We start from the raw sequence: 12,039 nt of genomic DNA, 5'->3' as shown, positions 1-12,039 counted from the left end.
AGCTAGGTTTATTTAAATTTATTGGGCGCATCCCGATAGCTATCGGGACTAGGCTATCTGCTATATCTTTTTTACCATTAAAAGCAAAAAAGGATGCCGCTTCTATCCTTTGCGCAATTCAGAATATACTTCAAAATTTTAATTAAGCAACCAAAATGTTGCATATTTAAAATATATATTTTAGTTTAGCAACCACAAAGTTGCGTATTAATTAAAAATTTAACGATTATGATAGATGTAATTAAAAAGGAGGTAGTGTTCAATCACTCGGTAGATCAAGTATGGAATGCCATTACAAAAGCCGAAGAAATCTCAACATGGTTTATCCCAGCCGATTTTAAAGCAGAAAAAGGATATAAATACACGTTTACCTCTCCTCCAAATGAAAAAGGCTGTACTGTTATTAGTGGCGAAGTAAAAAATGCTAGCCCATACCTATTAATTTATACTTGGATTGTAGCAGACACCAAAACGGAAACTACTGTGAAATGGGAATTAGAATCCACAACAGAAGGCACAAAACTATGCTTAGAACATTCTGGCATTTCTAATTACACAGGCGAAACGGCTGTTGCTATGTTCGAAAGCTTTAACGGCGGATGGGATAATTGTATTTCTGGTTTAATAAACTATTTAAAAGAAACCGTAAATGCAGGATAAAATAACAAAGCTATTTAAAGCCATTGCAGATCCAACTAGGCGTGATATTTTTCACGCCTTAGTTTTTGCAACCTCAGCATTATCTATAACACAAATTTCAAATCAGTTTGAAATGACTAGACAAGGCGTTACCAAACATATAAAAACTTTAGAAAGTGTGGGTTTGGTTTACATCCAAATTGATGGTCGTGAACGCTTTTGTAATGCCAACCCTAAAGAACTTCAAGAAGTTAATAAATGGTTGAAATTCTACGAGCAATTCTGGGATGACAAATTGGGTAGTTTAGGGGATTATTTGGATAAAAAATCTTAACGTAGTCTGATATTATGAGGAGGCATTACATAACAATCTGTTTATCGGAAATTGAAGTTACAAAAACAGTTTCTTACGTTTTGTTACTAATGAAAAGTTCAGAATGAAGTATGTATGAAAACTAATTCAACTTAAACCTAACATCCTGTGCTTCTAATTCTTCTAACAATTCTTGAGAAACTTTTACTTTTTGCTTTCTACTGGGCATAGTAAGCTTCATCTTTTCTTTGGTGTCATACACCAAAAAATTTAATGCTTGATTCCCCGGATGCATGTGCAACAACTCTTTTAACGCTATTATTTTTTGCTCATTTAAATCTTTTATATCGACTTGAATTGAAAGTTTTTTAGCATAATTTTCCATTACGTCATGTAATAATTGAAAATTATTGAATTGCAATCGAGGATCGCTCTTTTTTCCAGTATCTTTATTTACCCATCCTTCACGCACAAAGGTTTTCACAAAAACAAAATTGTTCTGCAATAAAAAGTGTCTAAACTTTAAGTATTCTTCTCCAAATATCCGAAACTCATAACTATCGGTATAATCTTCAATGGTAAATAATGCCCAACCTTTGCCCTGTTTACTCACACGATGCTGCACATCGGTCACAACACCGCCAAACACCAACTCACGATTTACATAAGGTTCCAAATTATTGAACATGCCAACCATCGCATTACAAAAAGTTTTCATTTCTGTTTTAAAATCATCCAACGGATGCCCAGAAATATACACCCCAACAACTTCTCGTTCTTTACTTAGTTTCTCCATAGTACCCCATTCTTCACACGGCGGTACTTCGGGTTCAGAAAATTGCACAGTACTTTGTTCTCCAAACATATCTATCTGTGCAGAATTTTCATTTTCTTTATGTTTTTGAGCGTATTTAATGGCTTTTTCTAAAAAAGTAATGCCATCGCCATCATCATGAAAATATTGTGCTCTATGTGTATTACCTATGCCATCAAAACCGCCTGCTAAAGCTAAATTTTCAAAAGCCTTTTTGTTAGCTGCCCGTAAATCAATGCGCTTTGCAAAATCGAAAATGGATTTATAATGACCATCTTTTTTTCGGTTCTCAACTATCGTCATAACCGCACCATGACCAACACCTTTTATCGCGCCCATACCAAATCGAACCGCACCGTCTTTATTTACCGAAAATTTATAATAACTTTCATTAATATCGGGTCCCAAAACATCTAACTTCATACGTTTACATTCTTCCATAAAGAACGTCACTTGTTTGATGTCGTTCATATTATTGGAAAGTACTGCCGCCATATATTCCGCAGGATAATGTGCTTTTAAATATGCGGTTTGGTATGCAATCCAAGCATAACATGTTGAGTGTGATTTATTAAATGCATAACTCGCAAAGGCTTCCCAGTCTTTCCAAACTTTTTCTAGAATTTTAGCATCATGACCGTTAGCACTGGCTTGTTCAATAAACTGAGGCTTCATTTTATCAAGCACCGCAATCTGCTTTTTACCCATCGCCTTTCGAAGCACATCGGCTTCACCTTTTGTAAAACCTGCAAGACTTTGAGACAACAACATCACTTGCTCTTGATACACAGTAATACCGTAAGTTTCCTTTAAGTACTCTTCCATGGCTGGCAAGTCGTACTCTATCTCTTCGTCGCCATGTTTTCTACGAACAAAACTCGGAATATACTCCATAGGTCCTGGACGATATAAGGCATTCATCGCAATTAAATCTTCGAATACCGTAGGCTTTAAATCGCGAAGATGTTTTTGCATCCCAGGAGATTCATATTGAAATACCCCAACGGTTTCTCCACGTTGAAATAACTCATAAGTTGCTTCATCATCTAGAGGAAACGTATCAGGATCGAGTAAAACATTGTGTTTAGCCTTTACAATCTTAACCGTATCTTTAATTAAAGTCAAAGTTTTCAATCCCAGGAAATCCATTTTTAATAATCCCGCATCTTCCACGACGGAGTTATCAAATTGGGTAACGTATAAATCGGAATCTTTTGCTAAAGCTACCGGTACAAATTTGGTAATATCATCTGGTGTGATAATTACTCCACAGGCATGAATTCCCGTATTCCTAACTGAACCTTCAAGCGTTCTGGCAAGATTTACCGTCTCTGCTTGTAAATCGCTACCATCCGCAATATTTAAAAGTTCGTTTACTTTTTCTAAATCTTCAGCTCTAAATTTCTTGCCTAATTCTTTTTCATCTAAGCCAAAAATCTTTCCAAGCTTAGACATTGTTGGAATCAATTTTGCAATCCTATCGGCATCAAATAATGGCAAATCCAATACACGAGCGGTATCACGTATAGATGACTTTGCCGCCATAGTACCATACGTAATAATTTGTGCTACTTGATTTGATCCATATTTTTCAATCACATAATCCATAACACGACTTCGTCCTTCATCGTCAAAATCGATATCAATATCGGGCATACTAATACGATCAGGATTTAAAAAACGCTCAAAAAGCAAATCGTACTTTAAGGGGTCTATATTAGTAATCCAGAGGCAATAGGCTGCTACAGAACCTGCCGCAGAACCACGACCAGGGCCAACGGACACGTCCATGTTTCGAGCCTCACGAATAAAATCTTCAACAATTAAGAAATATCCAGGATAGCCTGTGTTTTCAATAACGCTAAGCTCAAAATCTATACGTTCTTTGACTTCTTCGGAAAGTTCTTCGCCATAGCGCTTTTTGGCGCCTTGATAAACCAAATGTTTTAAATAATCATTTTCTCCGCGCTTTCCGCCATCGGCCAAATCTTCACCATGTTTAAATTCTCCTGGAATATCAAAAGCAGGTAATAATACATCTCTCGCAAGTTGAAAAGCTTCAACTTTATCAACAACTTCTTGAACATTTTTAATTGCTTCGGGAACATCCTGAAACAATTTTTTCATGACCTCTGCCGACTTAAAATAGTATTCTTGATTTGGTAATCCATAACGGTAACCACGTCCGCGACCAATTGGAGTTGCTTGTTTTTCGCCATCTTTTACACACAATAAAATATCATGCGCATTGGCATCTTCTTGATTTTGATAATAGGTGTTGTTTGACGCTATTAATTTAACATCATGCTTTTTTGCCAATTTAATTAAAGTTGGATTCACACGATTTTCATCTTCTTGATTATGGCGCATGAGCTCCATATACAAATCATCTCCAAACTCATTTTTCCACCATAACAAGGCTTCTTCCGCTTGGTTTTCACCAACGTTTAAAACTTTGCTTGGTACTTCGCCATATAAATTACCTGTAAGCACTATAATATCTTCTTTGTATTGCTGAATCAATTTCTTATCAATTCTTGGCAAATAGTAAAAGCCGTCTACAAAGGCATGTGACGATAATTTTGCCAAATTATGATAGCCGTTTTTATTTTTGGCTAACAATACTATTTGATATCCGTTGTCTTTTCTGGTTTTATCAGTATGGTCTTCACAAACAAAAAATTCGCAACCTACAATAGGTTTAATGAGTTTGATATCGGTAGTTTCTCCGTTTTCTTCGGCTACTTGAATTTTTTCTTTTATCCCTTTATTAACTTTGTTTACCGCATTCACAAAGTGAAATGCGCCCATCATATTTGCATGATCGGTTAAGGCTACCGCTGGCATATCATGCTCTGCTGCTGCTGCTACGATATCTGAAACACTCATTGTAGATTGCAATACCGAAAATTGCGAATGATTATGAAGGTGAACAAATTCAATATCGGATAAATCAGATACATTTTGTTTGATATCTTCGGAAGATATATCTGCCGCAACCTGCTTTAATCGTTCAGCAATTTTAGCACTCTCTTTTTTAAGATTGATGTGTTTTAAACCGATGAGTTGAATGGTATCGCGGTTTTCTTTTTTGAAATTCTCAAAATAATCAGGCTGAACATCCAATTGTTCTTTCGTGTATTCGCCTAAACGAACCAACTCGAAAAAACAACGTGTTGTGGCTTCTACATCGGCAGTGGCATTATGTGCTTCTGAAAAAGGCACGCTGAATAAAAACTCATGCAATTCAGTTAACGTCGGTAATTTGAATTTTCCATAGCGTCCACCAGGAATCTGACATAAACTTGCAGTATGCTCGGTACAAGTATCCAACACAGGTAATTCTTGTAATGAGTTTGCTACATCCCCGCGCACAAATTCAGCACCCATAATGTTCAAATCAAACTTTACATTTTGTCCAACAACAAATTTAGTTTTACCTAAGGCTTCATTAAATTTTTCTAAAACCTCAGCTAATGGAATTCCTTGTTCTTGAGCTAACTCTGTAGAAATTCCATGAATTTTTTCTGCATCATAAGGAATATTAAAACCGTCAGGCTGTACTAAGTAATCCTGACTTTCAATACAATTTCCCATCCCATCGTGGAGTTGCCATGCGATTTGAATACACCTTGGCCAATTACCTGTATCTGTGATTGGTGCGTCCCAACGCTTTGGCAATCCAGTGGTTTCAGTATCAAAAATTAAGTACATTCTTTATGTTTATTTGTTGAATCGTTTAGCTGTTTAGCCGTAAATGACGAGCATATAAAAATAGGCAGAATTTGCACTTTTTTAAAATGAAGTTATAAACAGTTGTAAACAATAACGCTTCTTAACATTTAAATAAATTAGACTATTTTAGGGGCTTAATATTTTTCATATGAAATTCAAATTACTCATGTTCTGTGTTCCTTTATGTTTATTCAATTGCTCTAACCCGAACACTTCTTTATTTGTTGGCACGTATACGAGTGGTGACAGCGAAGGGATTTACCAATTTCAATTTAATACCGAAACAGGAGAGTTAAGTAATAAGAAACTAGCAGTAATTTCTGAAAACCCGTCATACTTAACTTATTCACCTGATAAAAAACATGTTTACGCTGTAAATGAAAATGAAAATGGCGCTGTTACATCTTTTAAAGTTGAAAAGGAAGGGAAATTAACCTCATTAAACACTGTTAACGCAAATGGCGCTCACCCTTGCCATATTACAATTAATGATTCTGGAGATAAGATTGCAGTATCAAATTATACTGGCGGTAATGCGTCATTACATTCTGTATTAAACAATGGATTGTTATCAGAAGCCTTTCAAGTCTTAGACCATAATAATGACAGCATAGCTTCGCATGTCCATTCTGCTGAATTTTTAAAAGACGAGTTATTCATTTCTGATTTGGGGCGCAATGCATTTTATCAATATAAATTAAAAGGTGATTTATACACGCTTAAATCCCAAAACATAATTGAAATAAAAGGAAACCCGGGCCCTAGACATTTTTCAATATCAAAAAACTGTGACTTTATTTATATGATAAATGAATACGAGGGTTCTATAACTTCAGTTAAAAAAATCGATAATGGGTTTAAGCAAATTGACTCTGATTCTACCATAGATGAAAACTACGCAGGAAAAAATTCATGTGCCGACATTCACTTATCTAAAGATGAGCAATTTTTATACGCGTCTAATAGAGGTGAAAATACAATAGCTGTTTTTAAAAGAGACATTAATGATGGGACGTTAGATAAAATTCAAACTATAAGTGTTCATGGTAACTGGCCTAGAAATTTTACTCTAGATCCAACAGGAAAGTTTTTACTTGTAGCCAACAGGTGGAGCCATAATATTTCTGTATTCAGTATTGATTCTTCTTCTGGAAAATTAAAATTCATGCATGATACAAAAATTTCAGAACCTGTTTGTTTATTGTTCTAAACACCAACTTTATAGCTGATAAATTCTTCGTAAATAAAGCGCTAATTATTAAAAAATAATAATATCTTTGCGCCCTCATTAATAACCGAGGTCGAGAACCTCAAATAATTAATTATTATGCCAGTAAAGATTAGATTACAAAGACACGGTAAAAAAGGAAAACCTTATTATTGGATCGTTGCAGCAGATGCGCGTTCTAAAAGAGATGGTAAATACCTAGAAAAATTAGGTGCTTACAATCCAAACACAAACCCAGCAACAGTTGAATTAAATGTTGATGGCGCTGTAAAATGGCTTCAGAATGGTGCCCAACCAACTGATACGGCTAAAACCTTATTATCTTACAAAGGTGCTTTATTAAAAAATCACCTTGCAGGAGGTATTAAGAAAGGTGCTTTAACTGAAGAAAAAGCAGAAGAAAAATTTAATGCTTGGTTAGAAGAAAAAGCAGCAAAAGTACAAGCTAAAGCTGATGGTTTAACAGAAGCTGAAGCAAAAGCAAAAGCTGATGCATTAGCAGCAGAAAAAGCTGTTAACGACGCAAGAATAGCTGCCGCTGCTCCTGTTGTTGAAGAAACAGAAGAGGCTGCTGAGGAAGCTGCAGAAATTGAAGCTTCAAACGAAGAAGAGTAAAAAAATATTTTTTTATACTTTAAAAAAAACTCCGATACAATGTATCGGAGTTTTTTTGTGAAAATAATATTGTATTTAAAGTAGACAACTTTTACTTAACAACTTTAGCCTTTTCTTTAGCCGCTAAGTTACGCTCAATAGTATGCTCTGGACGTGTCCATTTTGGTTTTTCACCTAAAGCTTGATATTGAGAATCTTGAGCTTCAACTGTTTCGGGTTGCATCTTCTTAATAAATGGTTTTTGAGGATTTAACCCTAACAACTCAAACATTTTCATGTCCTCATTAACATCGGGATTTGGCGTGGTTAGTAATTTATCCCCAGCAAAAATAGAATTTGCACCAGCAAAGAAACACATCGCCTGCCCTTCCCTTGTCATTTGTGTTCTACCAGCACTTAAACGTACTTGTGTTTCTGGCATTACAATTCTTGTTGCTGCTACCATACGAATCATATCCCAAATAGAAATTGGTTCTTGATCTTCAAGAGGTGTTCCATCAACAGCAACTAAAGCATTAATAGGTACTGATTCTGGTTGCGGATTAAGAGTGGATAAAGCGACTAACATACCCGCTCTATCTTCTATCTTTTCACCCATACCAATAATACCACCACTACAAACAGTAACATTGGTTTTACGTACATTATCGATAGTTTCTAAACGGTCTTCAAAACCACGTGTAGAAATGACTTCTTTGTAATATTCTTCAGAAGAATCTAAATTATGATTGTAAGCATACAAACCCGCTTCTGCTAAACGCTGTGCTTGATTTTCAGTTATCATACCAAGTGTACAACATACTTCCATGTCTAATTTATTAATGGTACGTACCATTTCTAAAACTTGATCAAACTCTTCGCCATCCTTAACATTTCGCCATGCAGCCCCCATACAAACACGTGAACTTCCACTAGATTTGGCACGTAAAGCCTGTGCTTTAACTTGTTGAACAGTCATTAAATCATTTCCTTCTATATCTGTATGATAACGTGCCGCTTGAGGACAATATCCACAATCTTCTGGACAACCACCTGTTTTTATAGATAACAAAGTAGATACTTGAACCGTGTTAGGATCATGATGCTCACGATGAATAGAGGCTGCCTCATAAAGCAACTCCATCAATGGCTTATTATATATATCTAAGATTTCTTCTTTAGTCCAATTGTGTTTCGTCTCGCTCATAAATCTGCTAGTTTGTTAAACTCAAAAATAGTAATTATAAGGGATATTTGTTTAGTTTTTAGTCAATAATATAGACACCGCATTTCCGCCAAAACCTACGGCATTAACTAAAATATTTTTAATCCTATTAGGAGGTTTTTGATTTTCTAAATATGGTATCCCAACAAACTCTTGATGTTGCAACATTAAAATAGCAAGCTCAATACTTAAAGCTCCTGAAGCGCCAAAGGTATGTCCGATTTTCCATTTATTTGAGGTTAATAAAGGTGTATTATTATCAAAAACAACTTCTATAGCCTTATATTCTGAAAGATCTCCTTTTACAGTACCCGGTGCATGCATTACAATAACATCAACATCATCAGGGTTTACATTCCCTAGAGCCATTTTCATTGATTTTTGAAAACATTGTGCATCACTTGAAATAGAAATATTATGTTCTAAAATTTCGGTAGCGTAGCCATAACCATTAATTAAAGCCAACGCGTTTTCTTGAATACCAGCCTCTAAGCACATCATTGAAGCACCCTCTCCTAAAACCATGGTATTTTTAGTTTTGTCAAGATCTAAGGCACGACAAGGAAAAGATTCTTCGACAGCGCTCAAGGTGATATCATTCTTTGCATAAATTTTTAACGCTTGCATTTGGGCAATGGTAAAGCCTGTTAATGGTGCTTCACTACCTCCTACTAAAAATTTATCACTCATTCCAGAATTAATCCAAGCAATCCCATTTAGCATAGCATGTAATGCTGTGGAACAAGTAATTGAATGGCTTATTTCGGGGCCCTGAGACTGTAAATCGTGTGCAACCCAAGATGAGATATTCCCCAAAGTTGTTGTTGGAGAACTTAGGGTTTTAGCCTTATTGTTTTTAAGAAATCCTTCATGGTAATTTTCAAAAAGTTTTGTAGCACCTCGAGAAGAGCCTATATTAATTCCGAAATTATCAGAACCTTTCCAATTAGCATTATTTATGGCTTCTCTTGATGCATAAATAGCATATAAAACGGTTTTATCTAACGACTTGTATTTGTTATCGGATAGTCTTAAAATCTCAATATCTTTTTTAGCCTCTTCAGCTATTTCTGCTACTAAAACAGATGATGAATTGAAGGTTTTGGCGATAATAAAATGATTATCACTTTGATAACTTTTCCATGCCTCACTTAAGGATTTTCCTAATGGAGAAATAGATGAAATAGCTGTTATAGAAATTGGTTTTTGCAAGAAATTATTTTGGCTACTAAGTTATACTATTTCTAGGGCATCTTCAATTACTTGATAGACTTTATCTAATTGTTCTTTAGTAATTATATAAGGTGCTTGAATATATATTGTGCTCCCTAATGGACGTAAAAAAACACCATTGTCCATAAAAAACTTAAAGAGCTTATCGCGAAGATTCCCATAGCGTTCCATTTCCACATTTAAATCCAAAGCAAAAATAATTCCTGTTTGACGGATAGATTTCACTTTAGGATGACTTTGAATACGATTGCCAAAGTATTGATGTGATGCTATAACAGATTTGATATTTTCTTGAATACCATCAGTTTGCAATAGCTCTATACTCGCTAAAGCTGCAGTGCAAGCCAATGGATTTGCAGAATAGGTATGCCCGTGAAATAAGCCTTTACTTAGATCTTCACTATAAAAAGCATCATAGATTTTCTGTGAGCATGTGGTTAAAGCCATGGGCAACAAGCCTCCTGTTAGGGCTTTACTTAAACAGATAATATCAGGCTTAGTCTCAATGTGAAGCGAAGCAAAATGTTTTCCTGTTTTTCCAAAACCAGTCATTACTTCATCTGCTACAGTAACGATATTATTTTCAGCACAGAATTTCAAAATACTATTTAACCCTTCAGCATCATGCATTTTCATGGATGCGGCTCCTTGAACCAGAGGCTCATAAACAAACCCTGCAACTTTATTGGTCTCAATTATATCTTGAAGGTCTTTTAAAATTTTATTATTGTTTTCTCCATTCGGAACAGGAATTCGTTTTACATCTAAAAAGAAATCTTTAAACGGCCCATTGTATACCGATAGTCCAGAAACACTCATTGCTCCAAAAGTATCTCCATGGAATCCATCCTCAAAAGCGATTAATGCATTACGTTTTTCTCCTTTATTAAAGTGATATTGAAACGCCATTTTAATACCAATTTCAACTGATGTAGAACCGTTATCACTAAAGAATATCTTGTTTTGGTTTTCTGGAAGAATTTTAATGAGTGCTTCAGCTAATTTTATTGCTGGCTCATGCGTGAATCCGCTAAAAACTACTTGATCGAGCTGTTGCATTTGATCAGAAACCCTACTGGTTATATATTCGTTACAGTGCCCATACATACAAGTGTACCATGATGCAATGGCATCTATATACTCATTCCCATTTTCATCAATTAAAATACAGCCTTTAGCTTTGGTTATAGCAATACTATCTGGATGCAATTTATGCTGCGTTAATGGATGCCAGAGGTGATTTTTATCTCTTTCGCTTAAACGCATAACTTATCTTTAAACAATTCAGCATATTCTTTAATAACATTTTTATCGAAATAAGGCTCCTCCTCAATTCTACCTATAACAGGAACATTCGTCATTTTTTTAATAATGTCTTCAGTTGATTTATGTTCGTTTCCACTATAAATAATGTACACATCAAAACCTTTATATTTTAAAGCTTTTATGGTTAAAAGTGTATGATTTATACTTCCTAAATAATGTCTAGAAACCACAATGACTTTGTAATTTGATTCTATTAAGTCAAATACCGTGTTGTTATCATTTAACGGAACCAATAATCCCCCAGCACCTTCGATTACCAAGTGGTTATTTACTTTTGGAACTTTAATTTTAGATAATTCAATTGAAATACCATCAATTTTTGCTGCGCCATGTGGACTCATTGGTGTATTAAGAGCATAGCTATTTGGATGAAATTTTGATTTAGTATTTGAAACTAATCTTTCAACTTTCTTTATGTCACAATTCTCCAATTCTCCAGCTTGAATCGGTTTCCAATAATCAGCTTCTAATGCTTCGGTTATTATAGCAGATGCTATTGTTTTACCAACATCGGTCGATATTCCTGTAATAAAATAAGTGCTCATTAAAAAGTAGTATTACAAACGTTACAGCGGTATTTTGTTTTTTCAAAAAAAGGAAAGAGCATAAAAAATATATTTTTTCTCAAAGGTTCTGCAATCAATATTTTTGTCGATGCACAATTTCCGCAAACTATATTATCGCCATTTTTATCCTTTTCATAAACTCTTATCTGGTTGTAAATCTTTAAGGCTTGTTTCACATTATCGTTATGAACTAATAACTTTACACCGCCAATAGCTTGACTAATTAAAGGATCAGAATCAACGGTTTTTTCATCTAACAACATCACACGAATACCTTCTGCTTCTAACTTTGCTTTTGTGACCTGCGCTTCGGTAGAATAGGGAAAAGCTGCTAATACTGTATAATGATCTATCATTGATATAAAA

10 protein-coding genes are annotated in these 12,039 nt (G+C 34.9%); 4 read left to right on the top strand and 6 right to left on the bottom strand.

The genetic code is table 11. The features are described from left to right. The first annotated feature begins 228 nt into the window (after positions 1 to 228). Together AC2D6V_RS05810 and AC2D6V_RS05805 are read left to right on the top strand one after the other, a co-directional pair. Positions 229 to 660 carry an SRPBCC family protein gene (locus AC2D6V_RS05810; protein WP_484647117.1) on the top strand — a complete coding sequence of 144 codons (432 nt, stop codon included), beginning with the start codon at positions 229 to 231 and terminating at the stop codon, positions 658 to 660. Then, on the top strand, positions 650 to 973 hold the full coding sequence (locus tag AC2D6V_RS05805) for an ArsR/SmtB family transcription factor (RefSeq protein WP_484647116.1): 324 nt from the start codon (positions 650 to 652) through the stop codon (positions 971 to 973). Before AC2D6V_RS05810 ends, AC2D6V_RS05805 begins: the two co-directional genes overlap by 11 nt. Before the next feature lie 121 nt (positions 974 to 1,094). On the opposite strand, the gene dnaE is transcribed toward AC2D6V_RS05805, so the two are convergent. Further along, complete coding sequence (dnaE, locus tag AC2D6V_RS05800; RefSeq protein ID WP_484647115.1) at positions 1,095 to 5,480, bottom strand: DNA polymerase III subunit alpha; 4,386 nt, start codon at positions 5,478 to 5,480, stop codon at positions 1,095 to 1,097. Between the two features lie 169 nt (positions 5,481 to 5,649). Here dnaE and AC2D6V_RS05795 point away from each other — a divergent pair, with 169 nt between their 5' ends. Both AC2D6V_RS05795 and AC2D6V_RS05790 read left to right on the top strand, forming a co-directional pair. Then, positions 5,650 to 6,711, top strand: coding sequence for a lactonase family protein (locus AC2D6V_RS05795; protein ID WP_484647114.1), 1,062 nt, complete (start codon positions 5,650 to 5,652; stop codon positions 6,709 to 6,711). A gap of 117 nt (positions 6,712 to 6,828) precedes the next feature. Beyond that, entirely contained in the window at positions 6,829 to 7,344 is a 516-nt protein-coding gene (locus AC2D6V_RS05790) for a 30S ribosomal protein S16 (protein WP_484647113.1), read from the top strand. A gap of 91 nt (positions 7,345 to 7,435) precedes the next feature. Here the strand turns inward: AC2D6V_RS05790 and bioB are convergent, their stop codons facing one another. The 5 genes from bioB to AC2D6V_RS05765 are packed head-to-tail and all read right to left on the bottom strand — an operon-like array spanning position 7,436 to position 12,029. Then, the gene (gene bioB, locus AC2D6V_RS05785) at positions 7,436 to 8,530 is read right to left on the bottom strand and encodes a biotin synthase BioB (RefSeq protein ID WP_484647112.1); all 1,095 of its coding nucleotides are present in this window, start codon (positions 8,528 to 8,530) and stop codon (positions 7,436 to 7,438) included. Positions 8,531 to 8,581: 51 nt separating this feature from the next. After that, positions 8,582 to 9,760 (bottom strand): beta-ketoacyl synthase N-terminal-like domain-containing protein, encoded by a 1,179-nt coding sequence (locus tag AC2D6V_RS05780; RefSeq protein WP_484647111.1) that lies wholly within the window; start codon positions 9,758 to 9,760, stop codon positions 8,582 to 8,584. 21 nt (positions 9,761 to 9,781) lie between these two features. Continuing rightward, the gene (bioA, locus tag AC2D6V_RS05775; protein ID WP_484647110.1) at positions 9,782 to 11,047 is read right to left on the bottom strand and encodes an adenosylmethionine--8-amino-7-oxononanoate transaminase; all 1,266 of its coding nucleotides are present in this window, start codon (positions 11,045 to 11,047) and stop codon (positions 9,782 to 9,784) included. Further along, positions 11,038 to 11,652 (bottom strand): dethiobiotin synthase, encoded by a 615-nt coding sequence (gene bioD, locus AC2D6V_RS05770; protein WP_484647109.1) that lies wholly within the window; start codon positions 11,650 to 11,652, stop codon positions 11,038 to 11,040. The genes bioA and bioD overlap by 10 nt, the downstream gene beginning before the upstream one ends. Continuing rightward, positions 11,652 to 12,029, bottom strand: coding sequence for a DUF2007 domain-containing protein (locus AC2D6V_RS05765; RefSeq protein ID WP_484647108.1), 378 nt, complete (start codon positions 12,027 to 12,029; stop codon positions 11,652 to 11,654). The genes bioD and AC2D6V_RS05765 overlap by 1 nt, the downstream gene beginning before the upstream one ends. Between the last annotated feature and the right edge of the window lie 10 nt (positions 12,030 to 12,039).

The sequence above is a fragment of the Algibacter sp. YIN40 genome (assembly GCF_057219435.1).
This window is presented reverse-complemented; position numbering and strand designations above follow the sequence as displayed.